The organism is Pyxidicoccus trucidator (genome assembly GCF_010894435.1).
Classification (GTDB): Bacteria; Myxococcota; Myxococcia; order Myxococcales; family Myxococcaceae; genus Myxococcus; species Myxococcus trucidator.
On sequence record NZ_JAAIXZ010000012.1, the window covers coordinates 18,845 to 43,702 of the forward strand.

19 protein-coding genes are annotated in these 24,858 nt (G+C 71.4%); 16 read left to right on the forward strand and 3 right to left on the reverse strand.

Annotated elements, in window-relative coordinates; genetic code table 11:
• Positions 1 to 26: 26 nt before the first annotated feature.
• Positions 27 to 545 (reverse strand): transcriptional regulator, encoded by a 519-nt coding sequence (locus G4D85_RS29770; RefSeq protein ID WP_164017425.1) that lies wholly within the window; start codon positions 543 to 545, stop codon positions 27 to 29.
• A gap of 239 nt (positions 546 to 784) precedes the next feature.
• On the opposite strand from G4D85_RS29770, the gene G4D85_RS49750 reads away from it, so the two are divergent.
• From G4D85_RS49750 to G4D85_RS29850, 16 genes are all read left to right on the forward strand, one after another.
• A complete protein-coding gene (locus tag G4D85_RS49750) occupies positions 785 to 3,094 on the forward strand; it encodes a lamin tail domain-containing protein (protein ID WP_240359571.1) in 2,310 nt (769 codons plus the stop codon).
• 173 nt (positions 3,095 to 3,267) lie between these two features.
• Positions 3,268 to 3,927, forward strand: a complete 660-nt coding sequence (locus tag G4D85_RS50385) for a hypothetical protein (RefSeq protein ID WP_205525775.1) — start codon at positions 3,268 to 3,270, stop codon at positions 3,925 to 3,927.
• Positions 3,928 to 4,366: 439 nt separating this feature from the next.
• Complete coding sequence (locus G4D85_RS29785) at positions 4,367 to 5,059, forward strand: RNA polymerase sigma factor (RefSeq protein ID WP_205525776.1); 693 nt, start codon at positions 4,367 to 4,369, stop codon at positions 5,057 to 5,059.
• Complete coding sequence (locus G4D85_RS29790) at positions 5,056 to 5,808, forward strand: hypothetical protein (protein WP_205525777.1); 753 nt, start codon at positions 5,056 to 5,058, stop codon at positions 5,806 to 5,808. The genes G4D85_RS29785 and G4D85_RS29790 overlap by 4 nt, the downstream gene beginning before the upstream one ends.
• On the forward strand, positions 5,805 to 7,523 hold the full coding sequence (locus tag G4D85_RS29795) for a caspase family protein (protein WP_164017428.1): 1,719 nt from the start codon (positions 5,805 to 5,807) through the stop codon (positions 7,521 to 7,523). The genes G4D85_RS29790 and G4D85_RS29795 overlap by 4 nt, the downstream gene beginning before the upstream one ends.
• A gap of 38 nt (positions 7,524 to 7,561) precedes the next feature.
• Complete coding sequence (locus tag G4D85_RS29800) at positions 7,562 to 9,424, forward strand: DUF7151 family protein (RefSeq protein ID WP_164017429.1); 1,863 nt, start codon at positions 7,562 to 7,564, stop codon at positions 9,422 to 9,424.
• Positions 9,425 to 9,472: 48 nt separating this feature from the next.
• Entirely contained in the window at positions 9,473 to 11,500 is a 2,028-nt protein-coding gene (locus G4D85_RS29805) for a DUF7151 family protein (protein ID WP_164017430.1), read from the forward strand.
• A gap of 55 nt (positions 11,501 to 11,555) precedes the next feature.
• Positions 11,556 to 13,580, forward strand: a complete 2,025-nt coding sequence (locus G4D85_RS29810) for a DUF7151 family protein (protein ID WP_164017431.1) — start codon at positions 11,556 to 11,558, stop codon at positions 13,578 to 13,580.
• Positions 13,581 to 13,682: 102 nt separating this feature from the next.
• On the forward strand, positions 13,683 to 15,413 hold the full coding sequence (locus G4D85_RS29815) for a DUF6311 domain-containing protein (RefSeq protein WP_205525778.1): 1,731 nt from the start codon (positions 13,683 to 13,685) through the stop codon (positions 15,411 to 15,413).
• A gap of 95 nt (positions 15,414 to 15,508) precedes the next feature.
• On the forward strand, positions 15,509 to 16,897 hold the full coding sequence (locus tag G4D85_RS29820) for an ATP-binding protein (protein WP_164017432.1): 1,389 nt from the start codon (positions 15,509 to 15,511) through the stop codon (positions 16,895 to 16,897).
• Positions 16,898 to 17,131: 234 nt separating this feature from the next.
• Positions 17,132 to 17,629, forward strand: coding sequence for a hypothetical protein (locus tag G4D85_RS29825; protein ID WP_164017433.1), 498 nt, complete (start codon positions 17,132 to 17,134; stop codon positions 17,627 to 17,629).
• A 37-nt stretch (positions 17,630 to 17,666) separates the two neighbouring features.
• On the forward strand, positions 17,667 to 18,677 hold the full coding sequence (locus G4D85_RS29830; RefSeq protein ID WP_240359572.1) for a Gfo/Idh/MocA family protein: 1,011 nt from the start codon (positions 17,667 to 17,669) through the stop codon (positions 18,675 to 18,677).
• 132 nt (positions 18,678 to 18,809) lie between these two features.
• Positions 18,810 to 19,589: a VOC family protein gene (locus G4D85_RS29835; RefSeq protein WP_240359573.1), complete on the forward strand. Its 780-nt coding sequence runs from the start codon at positions 18,810 to 18,812 to the stop codon at positions 19,587 to 19,589.
• A 62-nt stretch (positions 19,590 to 19,651) separates the two neighbouring features.
• Complete coding sequence (locus G4D85_RS29840; protein ID WP_164017434.1) at positions 19,652 to 20,476, forward strand: SH3 domain-containing protein; 825 nt, start codon at positions 19,652 to 19,654, stop codon at positions 20,474 to 20,476.
• A gap of 159 nt (positions 20,477 to 20,635) precedes the next feature.
• Entirely contained in the window at positions 20,636 to 22,198 is a 1,563-nt protein-coding gene (locus G4D85_RS29845; protein ID WP_164017435.1) for an AAA family ATPase, read from the forward strand.
• Positions 22,195 to 22,884 carry a hypothetical protein gene (locus G4D85_RS29850; RefSeq protein ID WP_164017436.1) on the forward strand — a complete coding sequence of 230 codons (690 nt, stop codon included), beginning with the start codon at positions 22,195 to 22,197 and terminating at the stop codon, positions 22,882 to 22,884. The genes G4D85_RS29845 and G4D85_RS29850 overlap by 4 nt, the downstream gene beginning before the upstream one ends.
• Before the next feature lie 35 nt (positions 22,885 to 22,919).
• Here G4D85_RS29850 and larC read toward each other — a convergent pair whose 3' ends face one another.
• Both larC and larB read right to left on the reverse strand, forming a co-directional pair.
• Entirely contained in the window at positions 22,920 to 24,092 is a 1,173-nt protein-coding gene (gene larC, locus G4D85_RS29855; RefSeq protein WP_164017437.1) for a nickel pincer cofactor biosynthesis protein LarC, read from the reverse strand.
• 1 nt (position 24,093) lies between these two features.
• Positions 24,094 to 24,846, reverse strand: coding sequence for a nickel pincer cofactor biosynthesis protein LarB (gene larB / locus G4D85_RS29860; RefSeq protein WP_164017438.1), 753 nt, complete (start codon positions 24,844 to 24,846; stop codon positions 24,094 to 24,096).
• Positions 24,847 to 24,858 lie beyond the last annotated feature (12 nt).

Below are 24,858 nucleotides of genomic sequence, written 5' to 3' on the forward strand. Positions count from 1 at the left end.
GGGCTGGCTTCACACCTGACGGAACTTCACGCTCCGGCGGTGGGCTTCTTCGCCCGGCCAATCGTCTTCTTGGAACTCGAAGCACCCTTCTTCGCGGCCTTGGCCGCTGGACGGGCGACGGGGCTCTTGGCGGCGGCCTTCTTGCGGCCAATCGACTTGGGAGCGGCCTTCTTCGCGGCGCGGGTGTCTGCCTTGGGCGTCCCGGCGGCGGGCGTGGAGGCGGGGGGCTTGGTGGCGGTGGAGGCCGTGCTGGCCTTCGGGCCCGCGCCCTCCTGTCCGGCGTCCTCGGGCTTGAAGGCGCGCTCGACGGCGCCCTCGACCTGACGCACGGCGGTCTCAATCTTCTCCGTCGCCACCTTGCTGGTGGTGGCGGCCCAGGTGCGCAGCTGCTCCAGGCCCTCCTTCACCTTGGCCTGCTTCTGCGGGTCCTTCACCTCCTGGAGAAGGCGCTGGGCCTCACCGCGCAGGTCATCGGTGGTGCGCTTGAGCTCGTCACCGGTGCGCTTGAGGAAGTCCATCAGCTGCTTGTCCCACTTCTCGGCCATTGCTGTGTCCTCCGTGGGGCGACGGGGCCCCCTTCGAATCATTCCACTTCACGCCCACGGGGAGCGCAAAACCTTCCTGGGCTTTCTGGAATCACGCATGAGGGGCGTGTCGATTGCCTTTCGCCAGGAAGGGGCGTGTGGCGCATGTGTCACGAGCCCGTGCACGCGCGGGCCGGGAAGCGGTAGAGTTCGCCCGTTTCGGGTTCCCCTCCCTGGAGCCCGCGCCGGAGCCCGTCGACATGCTGTCTGCCCGAATGGCCGGGACGCTCGCCGTCCTCGTCTTGCTGAGCGCCTGTTCCGGAGGTCGCGGAGAACCGACGGATGGCCCCCTGCTGTCCGCCGTGGAGCTGTCCCCCACCTCGGTGGGTGTCCCCTACGAGGCCCGGCTGCCGGCCACCGGGGGCGCGGCGCCGCTGAGCTACTCGCTCAGGGGCACGCCCCCGCCGGGCTTCTCCTTCGACACGTCCGAGGCGAGGCTGATGGGCCCGGCCAGCGAGTCCGGCGAGTTCAACATCACCGTGAGCGTCCGGGACTCGGTGGGCAGCGAGGACACCCGCACCTATGCGTTGAAGGTGTGGCCCGCGCCCGCGCTGTCCGACGGCAACGCGCCCGTCGCCACCGCGGGCGCCAGCTACGAGCACTCCTTCGTCGCGGTGGGTGGCCAGCCGCCGCTGCGCTGGTCCGTGGCGGGGGGGACGCTGCCCACCGGCCTGTCCCTCAGCTCCGAGGGTGTGCTGAGCGGCGTTCCCCAGGGCGAGGGCGCCTACTCCTTCACCTTGCGCGTGCAGGACGCCAGCGGGGCGGCGGCCCAGGCGCATCAGGGGCTGGCGGTCCTGGCCCCGGGCGGGAATCCGGACGGTGGCCCCAAGCCGGCCACCTTCCCGGTGGCGGTGGCCAACTGGAACATCGAGTGGTTCGGGGACCCGGTGCAGGACCCGGCCGACGATGCGCTGCAGCTCACCAATGCCCAGGCGGTCATCGCCGACGCGGGCGCGGACATCTGGGGTCTGGCCGAAATCGTCAGCACCGCGCAGTTCAACGAGCTGAAGGCGCGGCTGCCCGGCTACGACGGCTTCCTGGCGGACGACTCCAGCCAGGTGTCCTCCGGCTCGAGCTACTACAGCTCCGGCGAGCAGAAGCTGGGCGTGCTCTTCAAGTCGGACGTGGTGCGGGTGCTGCGGGCCGAGGTGGTCCTGACGGATTACAACTTCGACTTCGCCGGGAGGCCCCCGCTGCGGGTGGACCTGCGCGTCACCCGGAACGGCTCCAGCGTGGACATGAGCGTGATGGTGGTGCACCTGAAGGCCACCACGAGCAGCCCTGCCTCGGACGACCACGCCCGGCGACTGGCCGCGGCCGGGCGGCTGAAGAGCTACCTGGACGACCAGCTGCCCACGCAGCGGGTCATGGTGGTGGGCGACTGGAATGACGACGTGGACACGTCCACGGTGTCGGGGCTGGACACGCCCTTCCGCAACTTCGTCAACGACACGTCCCGCTATACGTTCACCACGCAGGCCCTGTCCCTGGCGAACGAGGGCAGCACGGCACGGCGCTCCACCTTCATCGACCACCAGCTCGCCACCAACGAGATGATGGCAAACTACGTCCCCAGCTCCACCCGGGTGATTCGGCCGACATTCACCGGCTACTCTTCCAACACGTCGGACCACTACCCCATCTTCAGCCGCTTCGACTTCGGCCAGGGCAAGGCCCTCCGGCTCACCGCACCCAATGGCGGCGAGACGCTCACCTCGGGCACGACGTACGACATCACCTGGACGTCGAACGGCATCGACACGGTGCGGCTGCGGTACTCGCTCGACAACGGCCAGACGTGGAATGACCTCGTCGCGTCCACGCCCGCCGCCTCCGGGAGCTACCGGTGGACGGTGCCCACGGCGCAGTCCGGCGGCGCGCGCGTGCAGGTGAGCGACACGGGTGACGCCAGCTTCTCCGATGCCAGCGACAGCACCTTCCTGCTGAACCGCACCGCGCCCCGGGTCTTCATCAACGAGTACCTGCCTCAGCCCAACTTCAAGCCGGGGACCAGCACCCTGGACTTCGACCAGACGTTCGTGGAGCTGCTCAACACGGGGACCACCGCCGTGGACATCAGCGGCTGGAAGCTTCACGACGACAAGTCCTACGTCGGTGCGACCCCCGCGACGGACCCCGCGCGACACATCTTCCCCGCCGGCACCGTGCTCCAACCGGGGCGGGTGTACACCGTCTACTCGGGGGCCACCGCCGTGCCCACGGGCGCCACCAATGCCACCTTCGCCAACGGCGTGAACAGCACCAATGGGCAATACACCGGACTGCGCTTCGACCGGGGCCGCAACGTGGGCGGCATCGGCGACTCCGTATACCTCGTCCTGCCGGACGGCACCGTGGAGGACAGCACCAGCTACGCGGACACCATCCAGGGCACGTCCTACAACCGGAGCCCGGACGCCAGCTCCACCGACTCCTGGGTACTGCACACCACCCTGTCCACCAGCCTCACCGCCTCGCCCGGTCGGCGCGCCAACGGCTCGGCGTTCTAGGCGGGAGGGCGCTCCCGAGGGAAGGTTCCACTCCCCGGGAGCACGGTGTTCCGGCGCGCGCAGCGGTCAGGCGCGGCGGTCCGCCCACGTCGGCCCGGACGGGCCCGTGCCCCGGCGGAGCAGGCGCTCCCTCCGGTGGTCGGGCCCTGCCTCTATATAAGGAGGGGCCCGCCATGGTGGAGACGCTCACGCTGTACCGCCCGGTGGGGTTGAAGGAGACGGAGCTCGTGCTGGCCAGGGGCTGCACGGGCTTCCCGCCCCGGCTGCCGGACCAACCCCTCTTCTACCCCGTCATGAACGCGGCCTACGCGCGGCAGATTGCGCGTGACTGGAACGCGCCGGACGCGGGCTCGGGGCACGTGGGCTTCGTCACCGCCTTCGACGTGGACGCGGCGTACCTCGCCCGCTTCCCCGTGCGGACGGTGGGCGCCCGGGGGCACCAGGAGCTGTGGGTGCCGGCGGAGGAGCTGGAGGACTTCAACGCCCACCTGGTTGGCCCGGTGCGCTTCACCGAAGTCTGGTACGGCCCGGCCTACCGGGGACCGGACTCGCCACTGGGGCCGCTGGAGTCGCAGCTGGGCGGCCTGGGTGAGCGGGCCGGGGTGTCCGACGCGCGGCTGGGGGAGGTGCTCCACGCCTGTCAGGCCGCTGTCCTCTGCAACGCGGGCTGGTGGGAGTCCACCCCGGCGCAGGCGCAGGGGATGGAGGAGCGCGTCCGGGCGGAGCTGCTCACCCGGATCCACGCGGCCTGGGCGACCGGGTTCCCGGCGTGGCCCCTGCCCGAGCGGGGTCCACGAGCCGAAAGGGCCTCACCTCTGCACGTGCAGAGGTAGAGGCCCCCTCCCGGCCTCAAGGGCTTCACCTCTGCACGTGCAGAGGTAGGGGCCCCCTCCCGGCCTCATGGGCTTCACCTCTGCACGTGCAGAGGTAGGGCCCCCTCCCGGCCTCAAGGGCTTCACCTCTGCACGTGCAGAGGTAGGGCCCCCCTCCTGGCCTCATGGGCTTCACCTCTGCACGTGCAGAGGTAAGGGCCCCCTCCCGGCCTCAAGGGCTTCACCTCTGCACGTGCAGAGGTGAGGGGTCCCCACCCCAGGTCGTTTGCGGCCGTATGACCGCCTCCGCGCAACGAATTCTGGCCTCCGTTTCAAGAAATCGACGGCTCTTCGTTCCAGCCGGCGACCCAGATGTGGAGCACAGTCCGTATCCCTTTTTGTGAGGGAGACGGACAGCCGGGCACGGGGCCCGAGCCGGCTCGGCTGGGACGGAGACTCCGTGCTGCCAGGAAACGACAGGTCCGTCTTGGAGGCGTTCCGCCGGGGGGACGCCGCCGTGCTCACCCAGGTCTATCGGGCCTACTCGCCGGAGGTGCTTCGGTACCTCTCGCGGCGGTTCGCGGTAGGGGGCGACGGAGGGACGCGGACGGTGGCCCTCTCCGCGTTGGACCTGGATGCCGCGCACCAGGAGACCTTCGTCCGGGCCTTCCGCCCCAACATGCGGCAGGCCTACGACGGGGTACGCCCCTACCTGGGCTTCCTGCTGACGGTGGCCCGCTCGACGGCCATCGACCTGATGCGGGCGTCGGGGCGCGTGGCGCGCGAGGCCGTCGCCATGGACGACGCTCCCGAGCTGACGCACCTGCCCACCGAGAGCCGGAGCCCGGAAGAGGAGGCGCTGGGCACGGAGGTGCGCACGCTGGTGCGCCGCTTCCTGGACGCCCTGCCGGAAGAGGGGCGCGCACTGGCGCAGCTGCGCTTCGTGGAGGGGCTGTCGCAGGAATCCGCCGCCGAGCAGCTCCAGCTCACCCGGGGAGAGGTCCGGGTGCGTGAGAAGCGGCTGCGGACGCAGTTCACGGAGCATCTGAAGGCCTCGGGCTGGCTGGAAGCCTCGGCCGAGCCCGGGCGGATGGAGCTGGGAGTCCTCCTGGCCTCGCTCGCCCTGTGCGCGATAGGGAGCATGCCATCATGAGGTGGTACGAGAGACACATCGACGCCAGCCTGCCGCGCTGGTCTCAGGGAGCGCTGTCCTCCCGCGAGTCCGCCCGCCTGCTGCGCCATGCTCATGCGTGCACGCGCTGCGGGTTCCGGTACGAGCGCTGGGCCCAGGCGCACCGCGGCCTCGAGGGCGGCGACCTGGACCAGCCCTCGTCCGCGGAGCGCATGGCGCTGACCGAGGGCGGCCTGGCGGCGGCCCTGGCCGCGGCGGCTCCCGAGGAGTCCTCGGCGCGCTGGCCCTCGCTGGCCCTGCTCGGCGGCGCGCTGGCCGCCGCCTTCCTGGCGGTGGTGCTGGTGCCCACCATCACCCCCAACGAGTTCGGCGTCCGCGGCGCGGGCACGCCCCCGCCCGCCGTGGCGCTGCGCATCTTCTGCGCCACCGCCGGCCAGCCCCTGCGCGAGCTGCACGCGGGGGACAGCTGCCAGGCAGGCGCCATGCTGGCCTTCGCCGCGGGTGGCAACTCGCCCTACACCCACGTCGCTGTCCAGGTCCGCGGCGCGAAGAAGGCGGAGGTCATGGCCGGCCCCTTCGTCCTGACCGGCCCTGTAGGCAAGGAAGGCCCCGTGGAGCTGACCGTCCCCATGCCCCAGGCGGCCGGGGTGGTGGAAGTCACCGCGGCCTTCGCGGACCGCCCGGCCGCGGCCCTGGCGGCCCTCCGCGGTGAGCAGCACGAAGGGTCTGTGGTGCTGAAGCAGGAGGTAAAGGTAGAGGACGGCCCATGAGAAAGTTGGGACTGCTCCTGGGAGCCGTCGCGCTGCTCTCCGCCGAGGGCGCCTCGGCGCAGGGAGCGGTGGTACGCCGCGCGCTCGTCATCGCCCACAACGGGAGCGATGACCCGTCGCTGCCGGACCTGCGCTTCGCGGATGACGACGGCGTGCTGTGGGCGGAGACGCTCCAGCGGCTGGGCGTGGAGACGACGCTGCTGGTGGACCCGGACGACGTGACGCGCGCCGGGGCCCGGCCCGTGCTGGCCGGCGCCCGCCCGCCCACGCCAGACGAGGTGAAGCGCGAGGTGGCGCGGCTGCGCGCGGCCAGCCTGGCCGATGACGAGCTGGGAAGGCAGACGGACGTGCTCGTCGTCTACGTGGGCCATGGCAACACGGACGAGGCCGGACGCGCCTACTTCACCCTCGCCGGAGGCCGCCTGGACAAGGCGAGCCTCTATGCCGACGTGGTGGACCCGCTCGCCGCGGACTACACGCACGTCATCGTCGACGCATGCCGCGCCTCGGGCGTGGTGGGCAGCCGCGGTGGCGGGACGGACGCGGCGGTGCTGGCGGAGCTGCGCGGCATGCTCGCGCGCGAGCAACTGGCCACCCGGCCCACCGTGGGCGCCGTCTTCGCCGAGAGCGACGACGGCGAGACGCACGAGTGGTCCCGCATCCGCGCCGGCGTCTTCAGCCACGTGGCGCGCTCGGGCCTCATGGGCGCCGCGGACATCAACGGCGACGGCCGCGTGGAGTACAGCGAGCTGGGCGCCTTCGTCTCCGCGTCGCTGCAGGGCGTGAAGGGCCTGCCCGCGCGGCTCACCATCCACGCCTTCGCGCCCACCGGCGAGCCCCGGCGCCCGCTGGTGGGCCCCGCGCCGAGGGGCCCCAGCCTCACCCTGCCCTCCGGCTTCGAGCACTCGCGCATCTCCGTGGAGGATTCGGACGGGCGGCGGCTCGCGGACGTGCGGCGCTCGGAGGACCAGTACGTGCTGCTGCGCCTGCCCGAACGCGAGGTGTACTGGATTCGCACCCCGGACTCCGAGGCGCGCATCACCCTGGCGGAGCTGTCCACCGGCGTGCCGGCCATGGCCGCGCGCGAGCTGCAGGAGCGCGGCCCCGCCGAGGAGGCGCTGCGCCGCGGCCTGTTCGCGGTGCCCCTGGACAAGCACTTCTACGAGCAATACGTCGCCGCCGCCGGGCTGGTGCCGGTGGACCTGGCCCGGGCCTTTCCCCCCGCCGAGGGCGGCACGCTGCCGCACGCGCTGCTCCGCCAGCCGGCGAGGGGGTGGGATTTGGGCCTGACGGCACTGCGGGCCCCGCTGGGGTTGAACACCCTGTCCACCGGGCCCAGCGTGGCGCTGCGCCTGGAGCTGGCGCCCTTCCTCTATTACGGCGTGCGGGGCACCTACGCGCTGACGCCGGTGGCCCGCGACGGCTTCCGCCTGCACCGCGCCACGGTGCAGGGCCTGGTGGGCACGGAGGGGCTGTACCGCACGCCGCTGTTCCTGGAGGCAGGCGCGGGCTGGGGCGTGCTGGGAGTGACGAAGGGCGCGCTGCGGATGGGCGACCCGCTGGTGCTCACCACGCACGCGGCGGCGGGGGTGATGGCGAAGGTGTCGGGGCTGAGGCTGCGGCTGGCGGCGACGCTGTCCGCGGACCGCGTCACCCTCAATGGCAAGGACTACTGGGACCCGTCCTACGGCGTGGAGCTGGCGCTGCGGCGCTAAACGGGGCGGGCCGGTTGCCCCTCGAAAGAGACTGAGTCATGGGACGTAGCTGGATGGCGGTGCTCCTGGTCGCCGTGGGGTGTGACGGCATCGACCTGGAGCAGCTCGTCAAGCAACACCCGCCCCTCACCCGGTTCGCCGAGGAGCCCGCGGGGGCGAACTGCCCCCACGGCGGGCACTCCGTGCGCACGGGCCTGGACGTGGACGAAGACGGCACGCTCGCGGACACCGAGGTGACGACCACCGAGTACGTCTGCGCCTCGGCCCTCCCGGGCGTACTGGTGCGGCGGCAGTCGATTCCTCCAGGAGCGCAGTGCCCGCACGGCGGCCAGCTCTTCCGCGCCGGGCATGACCTGAACGGCAACGACGAGCTGGAGGACTCTGAAGTCACCCGCGAGGTCATCGGCTGCACGGAGCCGGAGGCCGTCATCACCCGCGTGCGCGCCCTGCCTCCGGAGCAGGACTTCTGCGAGGTCGCCGGCCACGCGGTAGAGGCCGGACCGGACCTGGACCGGGATGGCGTGCTGGACGACAGCGAGCGCCGGGCCCAGGTCTTCTCCTGCGAGGACGCGTCCGCGATTCGCCTCCACCAAATCGAGGAGCCCACCACCACGGCGTGCCCTGCCGGGAGCACCCGCGTGGACGTGGGCACGGACCGCGACGGAGACGGCACCTTCGAGAGCGACGAGGTGGCCATGAGCATGTTCGTGTGCCGGCCGCTCCAGACGTTCGACGGGACGTACACCGTGCGGAACGCGGCGGACCTCGCGGCGCTCCAAGGCATCTCCCGCATCCGGGGCATGCTCGAGGTCATCGCCACGTCCCTCACCGAGGTGGACCTCCCCCACCTGATGGTGGTGGAGGCCACCATCGTCATCCGCGGCAACCCGGCCCTGAAGAGCGTCCAGCTGCGGGGGCTGCGCTTCGTGGACCGGGACCTGCTCGTCCATGGGAACCCGCTCCTGGAGACGCTCGTGGCGGGCTCGCACGAGGAGGCGCTGTGGCTGGGAAGCCACCTGACGGTGGAGGACAACGCCCGGCTCTCCACCCTTGCCGGCCTGAGCACCATCATCCCGGACCGCGGCGTCACTGTGGGTGACAACCCCCTGCTCGAGGTCGCGGGCTCCTTTGACCGCGTCTACGAGCTCCGGGGCAATGTCACCCTGCGGAACAACCCGCGGCTGCTGGCCCTGCCCTTCACGAGCCTGGAGCAGGTGGGCGGCACCCTGGAAATCCTCAACAACGACGCCCTGACCTCCATTGCAGGCATGCCCCTGAAGACTGTCGGTGGAGACCTCCGCATCGAGGGCAACGACGTGCTGGGCGACCTGTTCGGCCTGTCGGAGCTCACGTCCATCAACGGCAGGCTCGACGTCCGGGAGAACGCGGCGCTGCACTCCATGAACGGCCTGCAAGAGCTCACGCGCGCCGGGGCCATCTCCATCGTCGGGAACCCGAACCTGGGAGCCGCGGGCGACTTCCTCTCGCTCCAGACGCTGGAGCAGGAGCTCTACATCGGCGGCAACGACAAGCTGGCCTTCCTGGGCACGCTGGGCACGTTCCGACACACGGGCAGCCTCATCATCATGGCCAACCCCCTGCTCAAAAGCCTGAGCGGGCTCGAGCACGTCCGGAGCCTGGGCCTCCTGCACATCCACAACAGCAACGGGCTGACGAGCCTGGCCGCCCTGAGCGGGCTCCAGGACCTGGAGGAGCTGCGGGTGACCTTCAACGGATACCTGGCGAAGCTGGACCTGGACGGCCTCACGCGGGTGACTCGCGCCTTCAAGGTCGTGGAGAACCCGCGCCTGCCCACGTGCTGGGCCACGACACTCGCGGCGCGGACCTTCCCGGGCCAACCCGACATCACCCGGAACGACAGCACCGCGACCTGTGACTGAGCGCGGCTGGCCGGGCCACGTCCTCCGGGACGAAGAAGAGAGGCAGTGATGCGTTGGACCTGGATGGTGGTACTCGCGCTGGCCACGGGCTGCGAAGGCATCGACCTGGAGCAGTTGGTGAAGCAGCACGATTCGCTCACGCGCGTCACGCCGGAGCCGCCCGGCGTCCACTGCCCGCACGGGGGCACGGTGCTGCAAGGCGGCCCGGACCTGGATGACGATGGCGTGCTCGACGACGCCGAAGTCACCAGCACCACGTACTCCTGCACCACCGTGCTGACTCGCAGGCGCGAGGAGCAGGCCGGCGCCCACTGCGAGCACGGCGGCCAGGCGGTGCAGAGCGGCGTGGACCTGGACTCCAGTGGCGTGCTCGAGGACATCGAGGTGACGACCACCGAGTACGTCTGCGCCACGCCCATCCCCGGCCTGCTGGTGCGCTCCCGGCCTGTGCCTCCGGGTGAGCGATGTCCCCTTGGAGGCCAGGTCACCCATGCCGGGCACGACACCAACGGCGACGAAGTCCTGGACGACGGAGAGGTGACCCGTGAGGTGTACGGCTGCACCGAGACGGCCCCGGTGCTCGCGCGGCTGAGCGTGCGGCCCTTCCGTGCCTTCGACGGGTGCGGCATGGACGGCACCACCGTGATGGCGGGCGAGGACTTCAATGGGAACGACGCGCTGGAGGACAGCGAGGTGCGAGGTGAGCGCGGGGCCTGCATCAACCTCAACCAGGCGCGGCTGCTCCAGCGTCCGGAGCCGGCCGGCGCCGCGTGCGTGCGCGGTGGCACCCTGGTGGGCCTGGGCGAGGACCTCGACGGGAACGAGACGCTCGACGAGCGGGAGGTGGTGACCCGCCTGTATGTCTGCCATCCCACCCTGACGTACGAAGGCGACTACCGGGTGGACGACCCGGCGGACCTCGAGGCGCTGCGGGGCGTCTCCCACGTGCGCGGCCATCTCACCGTCGAGGGCGAGTCCGTCACGGAGCTGGTGCTCCCGGGACTCGTCGCGGTGGAGGGCTCGCTGCGCATCTGGATGACCCAGGCCCTGACGCGCGTGGAGCTGAGGGGCCTGCGCTTCGTGGGCGGGGAGCTGAGCATCAACGACAACGGCCAGCTCGAGACGCTGGTGGTGGGCTCGGACGCGGAGGACCCCCTGCTGTATCCGGTCTGGGTGGGCTTCCGCCTGAACATCTCCTCCAACCCGCGACTCCAGACGCTGGCGGGACTGGCCCCCGTGGCGCCCCGCTGGTCCTTCTCCCTGGGCTCCAACGACATGCTCCAGGACCCAGGGGAGCTGCCGAACATCATGAACCTCGAGGGCGTGTCCATCTTCAAGAACCCCGCCCTGCGGACGCTCCCGCTGCCGAACCTGCAAACGCTGAGCGGGTCGCTGTACATCCTCGACAACCCGTCGCTCACCTCGCTGGGCTCCATCTTCCGCCTGCAAAGTGTCGGAGGAGACGTCAACATCGAGAACAACGCCTCGCTGCGCAACCTCACGGGGCTCCGGGTCCAGAGCGTGGGCGGCAGCTTCTCCGTCCTGTCCAACCCGCTGTTGGCGGAGCTGGGCGACGTCCGGCTGAAGCAGGCGGGCTCCCTCCGCATCAGCACCAACCCCGTCCTCCTGCGAGTGGGCCCCATACCCTCGTTGGAGCTCGTGAGGGACGAGTTCCTCATCCAGAACAACCCGAAGCTGACCAGCGTGGAGGGCCTGCCCCTGCTCCGGCACGTGAAGCGGCTCTTCATCGGCGACAACCCGCTGCTGACGGGTCTGACGGGCTTCGCGCGGCTCTTGTCGCTGAAGGAGTTGGACCTGCGGCAGAACGATGCGCTGGTGAGTCTGGCCGACCTGAAGGTCCTGCGTGAGCTGGAGTCGCTGTTCATCCTGAGGAGTCCGGAGCTGACCCGCCTGGGCATGGACGAGCTGGCCCGGGTGACTTCGCTCTTCCATGTCATGGACAACCCGAAGCTGCCTACCTGCCTGGCCTCGACGCTCGCGAGCGCCGTGTATCACGGCCTCCCCGCTGGGCGGGTCATCACGGGCAATGACGATGGCGCGACCTGTGAGCGCTAGCCGTGCCACCGCGACGAAGGCCTCGGCCGTATGGCCCGCCTGGAGGGACGTAGCGATGCGTTGGACCTGGATGGCGGTGCTCGTGCTGGCGGCGGGGTGCGGCGGCATCGAGCTGGAGCAACTCCTGAAGCAGCATGCGGCGCGCACGCGGGTCATGCCGGAGCAGCCCGGCGTCCACTGCCCGCACGGGGGCCAGGCGGTGCAGAGCGGCCTGGACCTGGATGACGATGGCGTGCTCGACGACGCCGAAGTCACCAGCACCGAGTACGTCTGCGCCACCGTGCTGACCCTCGTGCACGAGGAGCAGGCCGGCGTCCACTGCGAGCACGGCGGCCAGGCGGTGCGGAGCGGCGTGGACCTGGACGCCAGTGGCGTACTCGACGACGTCGAGGTGACGAGCACCGAGTACGTCTGCGCCACGCCCGTCCCCGGCCTGCTGGTGCGCACCCGTCAGGTGCCTCCCGGGGAGCGGTGCCCCAACGGCGGCCAGGTCTCCCACGCGGGGAACGACACCAACGGCGACGGTGTCCTCGACGACGGCGAGATTACCCGCGAGGTGTACGGCTGCACCGAGACGGCCCCGGTGCTCGTGCGCCTCTCCACCCTTCCCCCGCTCGCCGGCTTCTGCAACTCGGAGGGCACCGAGGTGGAGGCGGGCCCGGACGTGGACCGGGACGGCGTGCTCGATGCCTCCGAGGTCCAGGCCTATACGCGGTTGTGCCTGAACACGCTCGCGGTCTGGGCGCGGCAGCGCCCGGAGCCGGCCGGCAGCCAGTGCACGGTGACGGGCACGTCGGTGCTGGTGGGCGTGGACAGCAACGGAGACGGGACGCTCGGCGAAGACGAGGCCCATGAGAAGCTCTACGTCTGCGAGCCGGCTCACACCTTCGATGGGACGTACGAGGTGGCGGGCGCCGAGGACCTCGCCGTGCTCCAGGGCATCACCCGCATCCGCGGGGGCCTCTTCATCCGGGGCACGGCGCTCCAGGAGGTGGTCCTCCCGGGCCTCGTGTCCGTGGAGGGCCGGCTCTCCATCACGTCCAACCCGGACCTGCTGCGCGCGTCCCTCACCTCGCTGCGCTACGTGGGTGAGCAGCTGGACGTCAGCGGCAACCCCGTCCTGGAGACGCTGGAGCTTGGCGGTGCCCGCGAGCGGCGACTGTCGGTGGAGACCGACCTGGAGGTGTCGTCCAACCCCCGGCTGCTCAACCTGAGCGGGCTGCGGTTCGTGGCCCCGGCGCGCAACCTCACCGTGAGCGGCAACACCTCCCTCGAGTCGCTCGAAGGGCTCGACCAGGTCACCGTGCTCACGGGCAGCTTCACCATCAGCGGGAATGTCTCGCTCCCGCGCATCGTCCTGCCGAAGCTGGAGGCCATCGGCGCGGTCCTGCACATCTCCGACAACGACTCGCTCACCGCCCTGGGCGACCTCAGCGGACTGAGGACCGTCGGAGAGGACGTGGTCATCACCAACAATGATGCGCTGGTGGACCTGTCGGGGATGCCCATCCTGCACGTCGTCGGTGAGAGCCTCCGCGTGCACGGCAACGACGGACTCCTGAGCACCGAAGGGCTCGGCCACCTGCGCCGGCTGCGCCACCTCGCCTTCTTCGACAACGCGCAGCTGGAGACGGCGGGACACCTGCCCATGCTGGAGTCCATCGACTACGGGCTCGCCATCCAGGGCAACCCGAAGCTGGTGAGCGTGAGCAACCTTCCCATGCTCACCCACGTGGGCAATCTCGTGTCCATCTCCGAGAACCCGCTGCTCACCCAGGTGCAGGGCCTGGAGCGGCTGCTGCGCCTGAAGCAGCTCACCGTGGCGAACAACGCCGCCCTCACGAGCCTGAGCGGGCTGGCCGGCCTGCGCGAACTGGAGGACCTGACGGTGCGGGACAACGCGGAGCTGCTCCGCCTGGACCTGGACGGACTGGCCACCGTGTCGACGCGCTTCACCGTCGCCTACAACCCGAAGCTGCCCCGGTGCCTGGCCGCGTCGCTGGCGGAGTCCGCCTACAAGGGCTCGCCGGACGACCAGGTCATCGAGGGCAACGACGACGTCGCCACCTGCGGCCCGTAGGCGCGGCGGCGGCTGGAAGTCCTGAGGACGGGCACCGCTTCCGCGCGGTGCTTGCCCGTGCCGGAAGCGCGGCCCTACAGTGCCACCCGTGCCCAGGTCGCCATGTCGAACCCGAGTCCGCCGGCGCTGATGGAGCCCACCCCTCCCGCGCTCGCGCCGCCTCCCTCCCCCGCTCCGGTGCCCTCTCGCGCGAGCCGGCTGGCCCCCTGGCTGGCCGCCCTTGGGGGGCTGGGCTGGTTCCTGTGGCTGGGCGGGGGCAACGTGCTGCCGCCCACGCGCATCGCCTGGATGATGCGCGAGGACTGGGCGGGCCACATCTTCGGCTGGCTCTTCTACCGCAACGCCCCCTGGGGCCTGCCGCTGTCGTCCTCGCCCAACCAGCTCTACCCCTACGGCACCTCCGTGGCGCTCACGGACGGCAACCCGCTGGTGGCGGTGCTGCTCAAGCCCTTCAGCCCGCTGCTGCCCGCGGACTTCCAGTACACGGGCCTGTGGCTGGGGCTGTGCTTCGCGCTGATGGGGTACTTCGGCGCGCGGCTGGTGGCGCTGGTGTCACCGCGCCCGGTGCCCCAGGTGCTGGGGGGCCTGCTGCTGGCCCTCGCGCCTCCCATGGCGGCGCGCTTCGGCCACCCGACGCTGTGCGCGCACTGGCTGCTGGTGGCCATGCTGTGGCTGCACCTGCGCGACGTGCCGGATGCCCGCGCCGCGAGGCGGACGCTGGCCCTGGCCGCCCTCTTCAACGCGGTGGGCGCGGGCACCCACCCGTACCTCGTGGCCATGCTCGCGCCGCTCGCGGTGGCGCTGGCCGTGCGGCTGGCGCTCGGCCGGGTGCTCGGGTGGGGCGCGGCGCTGGCGGCGGCGGTGGGCGTGCTGGTGCTGGACGTGCTCGTCTTCGCCCTCTTCGGCTACTTCGGCGGCAGCGGGCTGGGGGCAGAAGGCTTCGGCGACTTCTCCGCGGACCTGGCCGCGCTGTTCAACCCCATGGGCTGGTCTCGGCTGCTGCCCACGCTGCGGGCGGCGCCGAGGCAGGGCGAGGGCTATGGCTACCTCGGAGCCGGCGCGCTGCTGCTGCTGACCCTGTCCCTGGTCGCCACCGTGTTCCGCTTCCGCGAATTGCGCGCCGTGCCCTGGCGCAGGGGCGTGCCGCTGGCGGTGGTGGTGCTGCTGATGGCCGTCTACGCGCTGTCCTGGCGCGTGACGTGGACGGGACAGCAGGTGGCGGACCTGGGCGCGCTGTATGGGCCCCTCTCCCGGCTGACGTCGGCCTTCCGCTCGTCGGGGCGCTTCGTGTGGCCGCTGTGCTACCTGTTGGTGACGGGGGCCATGCTGCTGTGGCTGCGGCTGTGGCGCGAGCGTCCCTGGGTGGGCACCGTGGCGCTGGGGCTGGCCGTCGCGGTGCAGGCGTATGACTGGCGCGCGGAGCGGAGCCCGCTGCAGCGGACCGGAGACTTCCGCCGGCTCCAGGCGCCCGAGTGGCAGGAGCTGCGGGGCGCCTACCGCCACCTCGCCCTCTTCCCGCCGCACGTCCAGTGGGTGTGCCGCTATGACGAGCCGGTGGTGAACGCGCTGGGCTACACGGCCTACCGGCTGGGGCTCACCTTCAACAGCGGCTATGCCTCGCGCACCCCGCCGGAGCTGGCGCGGGAGTGCCAGGCGCCGCTCCGCCCCGGGGGCGTGGACGCGGACACAGCGTATGTGGTGGCGCCCGAGGCGCTCGCATCCTTCCTTCAGCAGGGCGCGCGCTGTGGCGTGATAGAGGGGTTATCGGTGTGCGTGGCCGGGCACCGGACGGACGCCTTCGCCCGGGCGCTGGAACGCCAGCCGCTGCGGTAGCGGGCGGGCAGCCGGTCGGTCCTCCTTCCGGGCGGACATGCCCGGCGAGGTCAGGAGATGGACACCCTCCTGGGGAAAGGCAGCATCGGAGACGTATGGGAAGCGAGGACGTCGTCACAGCGCTGCGCCGGGTACCGCTGTTCTCCCGGCTCACCGACGAGCAGCTCGGGTGGATTGCCGACCATGGCCGGCAGCTCCACTTCACGGCGGGCATGCGCATCGCCGCGCAGGGAGACCCGGCGGACGGCCTGTCCGTCATCCTGGAAGGCAGCACCGAGTGGACGCGCCGCGTGGGCGCGCAGGAGGTCCCCACCGCGATGCTGAAGGCGGGCGACCTCTTCGGCGAGCTCATCCTCTTCCTGAACTCGCCCCACCCCACCACCGGCCGCGCGGTGACGGACGTGCGGCTGTTCCGCCTGGAGCCGGCCACCTTCTGGGAGCTGCTGCGCGTGGCGCCGGTGCTCATGCGGGGGCTGATGGAGCTGGCCTCGCAGCGCTCGCAGCCCCACGAGACGAGCTCCCGGCAGCAGGCGGAGCTGCTGTCCGCCGGGCAGCTGGCGGCGGGCGTGGCGGGAGAGCTGGACAACCCCTCCTCGTCCGCCCGCCGGAGCGCGGCGCGGCTGCGCGAGACGCTGCACACGCTGTCGGCGCGGGCCATGGCGCTCGGCGAGCAGAACCTGTCCTCGGCGCAGCGCGGAGCCCTGCTCGCCCTGCCCCGCGAGGCCGCCGAGCGCGGCAGGACGTCCCCGCTGCTGGAGCCCGTGGCGAGGGCGGTGCGCGAGGAGTCGCTGGGAAGCTGGCTGGAGTCGCACGGGGTGGCGGAGGCGTGGGAGGCGGCGCCCGTGCTGGTGGCCTCGGGGCTGGACGTGGCGTGGCTGGAGTCGGTGTCCACGCGGGTGGGCGAGGCGCTGCTGGGCGACGTGCTCGCGTGGCTGGTGGCGGCGGTGACGGGCGACGTGCTGCTGGCCGAGGTGGAGCGCGGCACGGCGCGAGTCTCCACCCTGGTGGAGGCGATGAAGGCCTACAGCTTCCTGGACCCGATGCCGGCCCAGGAGGCGGACCTGCACGACGGCCTGGAGCGCGCGCTGGCGGTGCTGGACCACCGGCTGTCGGGCGGCACCATCACCGTGGAGCGCCAGTACGAGCGGAGCCTGCCGCGGCTGAAGGTGGAGGACGGCGCGCTGGAAGAGGTGTGGACGCAGCTGGTGCTCAACGCGGTGCAGGCGCTGGGTGAGGGCGGCGGGCGCGTGCGCCTGCGCACCTGGGCCGAGCCGACGCGCGTGGTGGTGGAAATCTCGGACGACGGGCCGGGCATTCCGAAGGACCTCATGCCGCGCGTCTTCGAGCCCTTCTTCAGCACGAAGCCCGAGGCCGCGGGCCTGGGGCTGGACGTCAGCCGCCGCATCATCGAGCGGCACGGCGGAGACCTGCGCGTGCTCTCCGAGCCCGGTGGCACGCGCGTCCAGGTGCGCCTTCCCGTGTAGTGGGGAAGTCGGGACAGGTGCCCGGATGTCCGGCGCCGCACGGGCGCGGCATCCACCGGGTGACGGAAGCGGCGTGTCGAGGGGCCGAGAGCGTCGCCCGCTGCACGTGTGGCCGGCGGGCGGATGGGCAGCGGCGGCCCGGAGGCGTGGACTGCCGGTCCCCCCGTGTCACGCCGACCCGCGTGTACACTGAAGCCCTCGCGGCGTCCGCTTCATCGCGGACAGGAGGCTCGCATGTCCGGTGAGATTCAGGGCGCCTGGTTCAAGGCCATTCTCGGCTCGATGACCGCGGCCTCCTCGCGATTCCCCGAGCACCAGGTCCGCATCAACAGCATGCGAGATGACACCTGGTACGCGTGGGAGGACTACGTCCGCATGGCGGGCGAGCTCCAGGCGGCGCTGGGAGACCGGGCGGTGGAGGCGATTGCCCAGCGCTCGGCGATGCGCATGCTGCCGCTGGCGCGCTCGGTGGGCTTCGACTCGGTGGAGAAGGTGTTCGGCGACTTCGACGCGCTCGTGCGCGGCATGGTGAGAGGCCTGCCGGCGACGGACTCCACGCGCACCGTGTCCTTCATGCCCCTGACGGCGGAGCTGGAGACCACGACGCGCCTGCCCAACTCGCTGCTGCTGGGCACCTTCCGGGGGCTGCTCATGGGCTTCGGGAAGATTGTCACCGAGGCGAAGGTGACGACGCGCGGAGGGCTGCGGCGGTTCTCGCTCCGGTGGATGTGACGCGCACGGGCCGGCGGGCTCTGGCAGGCTCGCGTCCATGGTGCGCATCGGCGTCATCGGGACGAAGTGGGGCCTCATGCACGTGGGGGCCTTCCGCGCGGCGGGCGCGGAGGTGGCGGCCCTCTGCGGACAGCGCCTGGACAACACGCGCGCGGTGGCGGCACGCGAGGGCATCCCCCTGGCCACCACGGACCTGGGCGAGCTGTGCGCCGCCGTGGACGCGGTGGTGGTGGCCTCGCCCGACGGCGTCCACCGGACCCACGTGGAGGCGGCGCTGAACGCGGGCCTTCCTGTCCTCTGTGAGAAGCCGCTGACGCGCACCGTCGAGGAGGCTCGCGCGCTGCTGGCCCGCGCCCGCTCCGCCACGAGCCCGAGCGCGGTGAACTTCCCCTACCGCATGCTGCCCCCGGTGCGCGCGCTGAAGGCGTGGCTCGCGGAGCGGCCGGTGCGCCACCTCGCCCTCACCCTGCGCAATGGCTTCGCGTCGGATGAGGGGGACACCGCCGGGCCCCTGCTCGGCGCCTCGGGCGACTGGGGCGGCATGTCCCACATCATCGACGCGGCGCTGTGGCTCGCGGGGGCCGCTCCCGTCTGGGTGCAGGCGTCACTGTCCGGCCGGCCCGTCCACACCGCCGCGCTGCACGTGGGGCTGTCCTCGGGCGCGGTGCTGGTGCTCACCCACGCGGCCTGCCCGGAGCCGGGCATCCACGGAGGCTGGACGTTGCTGGGGGGCGGGTGGGAGGCGGGCTTCTCCGGTGGCTACGTGCCGTCACGCGGAGGCTGGTGCGTGTCCCCGGTGCGCGGCTTCGAGCACGGCACGTGGACGGACATCGCCCCGGGCCTGGAGCCACACCCCGGCGAGCGCGAGCCCTGGGCGCAGGCCCACGTCGAGGGCGCGCGTCGGTTCCTCGACGTGCTGCGAGGCGGGCCGCGTGACGGGCTGGCCACGCTGGAGGAAGGCGCCACGGTGCAGGAGGTGCTGGCCGCGGCCATGCTGTCCGAGGAGCAGGGCCGGCGAATCCCCCTGGAATCGCGCCCGGGGGCATGAAGGCCGTCCGGCGCAGCGAAGTCCCCTGCACTCACGCCCCAGACAGGTCTCGCCCTACCTGAAAAGAGGGGTGGTAGCTTCCGCACGCCCGAAGTCACCCGGGCACCTCCCCCTTTTTCCGAGGAGCGCACGATGCCCGCGGTGGACAAGCACGCGGTGGGAACCCCCACCTGGATCGACCTGATGACGCCGGACCTGGAGAAGGCCCGCGCCTTCTACGGCGGTCTGTTCGGCTGGAAGTTCCTCGTCGGTCCGAAGGAGACGGGCCACTACACGATGTGCCAGCTCGACGGCCGCAACGTCGCCGGCATGGGACAGCGTCCGCCCGACGCGGAGTACCCTTCCATGTGGAGCCTCTACTTCCAGGTGGATGACATCGACGCGTTCGCCGCGCGCATCCGGCAGCACGGCGGCCACGTGGGAATGGGCCCCATGGACGTCATGGAGGAAGGGCGGATGGCCATCTGCTCGGACCCCACGGGCGCGCACTTCGGGATGTGGCAGTCGAAGAAGCACAAGGGCGCGCAGTGGGTGGACGAGCCCGGCGCCATGTCGTGGCACGAGGTGAACACGCGCGATGGAGCCCGCGCGCGCGACTTCTACGCCGCCGTCTTCGGGCTGGAGCCGAAGAAGGTGGAGGGCATGGAGTACTGGTCGATGCACAAGGGCCCGAAGGCCGTGGCCGGCGTCAGCCAGATGGGCAAGGCGTGGCCCGCCGACCTGCCCCCGCACTGGATGAACTACTTCGCGGTGGCGGACACGGACGCGGCGGTGAAGAAGGCGAAGGAGCTGGGCGGCACGGTCCATGTCGGGCCGATGGATACGCCCTACGGCCGCATGGCGGTGGTCACCGACCCGGCCGGAGCGGCCTTCACCGTGATGAAGCTGTCCCCGCTCGCCCAGGGCATGTAGCTCCCTCGGCGCCGTGACGGGCCACCTTGCCCGCCACGGCGCACCTGCATCAGAGTTGCCGCATGCCCACCGCATGCGCCCTGGTGCTCGCGTCCGTGCTCACGGCCGCCGCGCCGTCCGCCCCCGCTCTCGAAGCCGACCTGGACAAAGCGCCTCCCGCCGCGCCGTCAGCGGCGGCGCCCACCGCGACGAAGGTCCTGCCCGAGCTGTATGCCCTGGGCCTGAAGCCACGCGTGGCCACCTCCTTCCCACTACTGCGCACCCGCCGCGACGACGCGGAGACGGTGGCGAAGCTGCGCGCGGGGAGCACCATCACCCTGCTGGCCACGGACGGTGGGTGGTACCTCGTCCAGTCGGAGACGCGGCTGCTCGGCTGGGCACGCGCGGGCACGCTCGCAAAGAGCCTGGAGGTGATGAAGAAGGCCGGCGTTCCCGACAAGCGCGGCCAGCTCCTGGTCCTGCAGCTCCGTCTGCGAGCGGTGATGGGGGCGACTCCAGACGAGAGTCATGCGCCCTGGCTGCCGTCCGACTCCGGCCTCATCCTCCAGAACGAGTCCGCCGGCACCCACGAGACCTACCACCTGTGTCCGGACGGCCGTGGGGCGCTCGCCTTCCTCGTCGATGACCACACGAAGTACGGCACCTGGACGCTCGACGGGGACACGCTGAAGCTGGAGCTCACCCGGGAAACAAGACGGGAAGGCGTGGGCGAGCCCGTGCCCATGCCGGAGGGACAGGAAGGACTGCCGACGTACAGCGAGTACAAAGACTCCGAAGAAGCGATTGAGGAGTCCGCCTCGCTCTTGTGGGCCGAGGTCCTGGAGGACCTGAAGAACCCCTCTCCCAGCTTCTTCACCCCGATTCGCGGCACGCCCACGTGCCGTTGAGCGCCCGACAGCCCCCGGCCGCCGCCCCGCTCCCCCGCCTGCTCAGCACCCCTCCGCTTTCGCCCGGCCACCAACCCGCTTATCCCGAGAGCACCCACCTTGCGTCGCGCGCCCATTCGTTGCGTGATGGCCCCCTGACGTAGCGCCCCGCGAGCCGACATGTCGTCCATTCCCGCCGACCCCGCCCGAGCCTCCCGTCTCGCCGAGCCGTGGCTCGAGGAGCTCGACATCCTCGTCCGGGCCCGCTACCCGCTCCTCTACCTCGTGTCCTGGGAAGAGCACCGGGTGGACGCCATCCTCGCCGAGCTGGCCCGTGCGCACGGCAAGGCGCTCTTCCACTGGTCCATCACCAAGGGCCTGCGCAACGTGGGCTCATCCCGCGCCGCGCCGCTTCCCGAGGACACGCGCTCCCCCGTGGACGCGCTGGCCGCCATCGAGAAGCTGGGCGAGCCCGCGCTGGTGGTGCTCAAGGACTTCCATCCCTACCTGGAGGAGAAGGGCGTGGTGCGGGCGCTGCGGGAGCTGGCCCACTTCCTCAAGAGCACCTTCACCACCGTCATCCTCCTGTCCCCCTCGCTCAGCATCCCCATCGAGTTGGAGAAGGAGGTCTCCGTCATCGACGTACCCATGCCCGGGTACAACGACTTGATGCGGCTGCTGCGGGAAATCGTCTCGCTGGTGCGCAGGAACAACAAGGCCACCATCGAGCTGTCGCGCGAACACGCGGACCAGCTCATCAAGGCGGCGCTCGGGCTGACGCTGTCCGAGGCGGAGAACGCCTTCGCCAAGGCCATCGCCGCCGACGGCAAGCTGGGCCCCGAGGACATCAAGCGCATCCAGGACGAGAAGCGGCAGGTGATTCGCAAGAGCGGCCTGCTCGAGTACTACCCGCCCGAGGAGAGCCTGGGCAACGTGGGAGGGCTGACCAACCTGAAGGCGTGGCTGAGCCAGCGCACCGCCGCCTTCGGAGAGCGCGCCCGCCAGTTCGGCCTGCCCGAGCCCCGGGGCCTGCTGCTGCTGGGCGTGCAGGGCTGCGGCAAGAGCCTCACCGCGAAGGCTGTCTCCGCGCACTGGAACCTGCCGCTCTTGCGGCTGGACATGGGGCGCATCTTCAGCGGGCTGATTGGCTCGTCCGAGGAGAACCTGCGCAAGGCCATCCGCGTGGCGGAGGGCGTGGCGCCGGTGGTGCTGTGGGTGGACGAAATCGAGAAGGGCCTGTCGGGCGTGGCCTCCTCCAGCTCGGGGGACAGCGGCGTGTCGGCGCGCGTGTTCGGCACGCTGCTCACCTGGCTCCAGGAGAAGACGGCGCCCGTCTTCGTGGTGGCCACCGCCAACCGCATCGACGGCCTGCCGCCCGAGGTGCTCCGCAAGGGGCGCTTCGACGAAATCTTCTTCATCGACCTGCCCGAGCAGACCGAGCGTCAGGACATCTTCCGCATCCACCTGCAGCGCCGGAAGCGGGAGCCCTCCGCCTTCGGCCTGGAGGAACTGGCCACGCTCACCCAGGGCTTCAGCGGCGCGGAGATAGAGCAGGCGGTCATCGCCGGGCTGTACGAGGCCTTCGCCGAGGGAAAGGAACTGGGCCAGCAGCACCTGGTGCGCGTCGTCCAGGACACCTTCCCCCTGTCGGTGACGATGAGGGACGAGATTGGCCGGCAGCGCGAGTGGGCCCGGGGCCGTGCCCGCCCGGCCTCGACCGGCACTCTCGGGAGTCCGCGATGACGTCCAAGCTCTCGCGCTTCCTCCACCTGGAGCGCGCGCGCACCGGGCGCCCGGAGTCGGAGACGTCCTCCCCGGTGCAGAGCGGGGGCCGCTTCGAGGACCCGCAGGAGCGACGAGAGACGCAGGAAGCCGACGTTCCCGAGGCCCACCTGGAGCGCTTCAAGGGCCAGCCGCCCGTGGGGCTCGCGGACGTCCCCGAGGACGACGTGCGGCGCTTCCCCCGCTGCATGCTGTGCGAGTCGGAGAACGGCCGCTTCGCGCAGGCGTGCGGCGTCTGCGGCGCGGACCTGGGGACGCCCGAGCAGCTCGAGTTCAACGAGCGCCTCTGGCAGGAGCGGAAGAAGGGGCTGAGCCGGACGATTGAGGACGAAGCCGAGGCGCTGCGTCAGCTCGAAGCGCGGCGGCGAGAGGATGCGGAGCACTTCAATCGCCAGCTGGAGAAGCTGCGCGCGGAGGAAGGCTCGTATCGCTGGATGCGCGTCTTCGCCCGGCACTCGACGGTGGGCACGGCGCTGCTGGCGCTCCTCCCCCATCCGCTCCTGAAGGGGTTGATGCTGGCAACGCTCATCGCCCTGCCGGTGGGCCTCTGGCGCTATGGCCACGGCCTGACGAAGCTCGGGGGCCTCGTGCTGGGCCTCTTCTTCCTCTCTCTGTTCTTCCCCGGCAGGTCCTACGGGCGGCACTGAGCTCCGGACGAAGCGCCCGGAGCCCCTCCAACGCCTCAGCCCGCCCGGCCGAGCGCCGCCACCGCCGCAGCCATCACCTGCTTCACCGGGACACCGGCGGCCTCCGCCACCTGCCGGCAGTCCTCGAACTCCGGGTGCGCATTCAGCACGGCGCCCCCGCGCAGGCCGCGCTTGACGCGGACCTTCCCCCACGGCGTCTCCACCTCCACCCAGTCGCGCTCCAGCGCCTGCCGCTCCACGCGGTGGTAGCGCACGCCCAGCGTGGTGGACTCGCGCAGCACCGCGTCCACCACGGCCTCGCGCTTCCCACCCTCCACCAGCGCGCCCAGCAGGTGCCCGGGCCGGCTCTTCTTCATCACCACCGGCGCCACCCACGTGTCCAGCGCGCCCACCGCGAGCAGCCGCTCCACCAGGTGTCCCAGGAGCTGCGGCGTGGCGTCGTCCAGGTTGGCCTCCACCACCCACAGCCCCTCGGTGCGGGCCTCCTCCATGCGCCCCAGCGACGCGCGCAGCACGTTGGGCCTGTCCTTGAAGTCCTTCGTCCCCACGCCGTAGCCCACCTTCTCCACGATGAAGTCCGGAGGGTGGCCGATGTGCGCGAGCACCTTGAGCAGCGCCGCGCCGGTGGGCGTCGTCAGCTCGCCCACGCCCTCGAAGCGCACGGGGACGTCGCGGAGCAGCTCCAGCGTGGCGGGCACGGGAATGGGCATGTTGCCGTGGGCCACGCGGATGGTGCCGCTGCCCAGCGGAGGCGGGGCCGCGTACACCTCCGGGTTGCCCAGCAGCTCCAGCACCACCGCCGCGCCGCAGATGTCGACGATGGAGTCCACCGCCCCCACCTCGTGGAAGTGGATGTCGTCGATGGACACGCCGTGCACCTTCGCCTCGGCCTCGCCGATGGCGCGGAACACCGCCAGCGCGCGCTCCTTCGCGCGGGCCGGCAGCGTGGGCGCCGCTTCAATCAGCTTCCGGATGTCCGAGTAGGCCCGGTGCGGGTGCGCCTCGCGCGCGTCCAGCACCACGTCCAGGTGCGTGCCGCTGATGGCGTGGCGCACCGCGCGCTGCACCGCCAGCTTCCACCCCGGCACGCTCAGCCCGCTCAGCGCGTGCTCAAGCTCCGAGGGCAAGAGCCCCAGGTCCACGCCCGCCGCCAGGAACATGTCCCCGGCGATGCCGCCCACCGGCTCCAGGTAGAGGATGCGTCGCATGTCACCGCCGTCCCTTCGTGCGGGAGATGAGCGCCGCGTAGAAGCCGCCGCCGAAGCCGTTGTCGATATTCACCGTGGCCACGTTGGAGGCGCACGAGTTCACCATGGCCAGCAGCGCGGACACGCCCCCGAAGTTGGCGCCGTAGCCCACGGACGTCGGCACCGCCACCACGGGGATGCCCACCAGCCCGCCCAGCGCGCTCGCCAGCGCGCCCTCCATGCCCGCCACCACCACGGCGACGTGGCACGCCTGGATTTCCTCCCGGCGCCGCAGCAGCCGGTGGATGCCGGCCACGCCCACGTCATAGACGCGCACCACCTCCGCGCCCATGGCCTGGGCGGTGAGCGCCGCCTCCTCCGCCACGGGAATGTCGCTGGTGCCGGCCGTCACCACCGCCACCTTCCCCGCGCGCACCTTGCCCTGCTTCAAGTGGAAGATGCGGGCCACGGAGTGGTACTCGCCCTTGGGGAAGCGGGCCACCAGCGCCTCGGCCTTGTCCGGCTGCAGCCGCGTCACCAGCACCGTCTGCTTGCGCTCCACCAGCGCGCCGACGATGCCCAGCAACTGCTCCACCGTCTTCGGCTCGCCCAGCACCACCTCGGGGAAGCCGAAGCGCAGGTTGCGGTGGGTGTCGAGCGTCGCGTAGCCCAGCTCGGCGAAGGGCAAATCCTTCAGCTTCCCCACTGCGTCGTCCACCGACACGCGGCCCGACTTCACGCTCCCGAGGAGCTGCTTCAGCGCCTTCTCGTCCATGGGCGCCCGTCT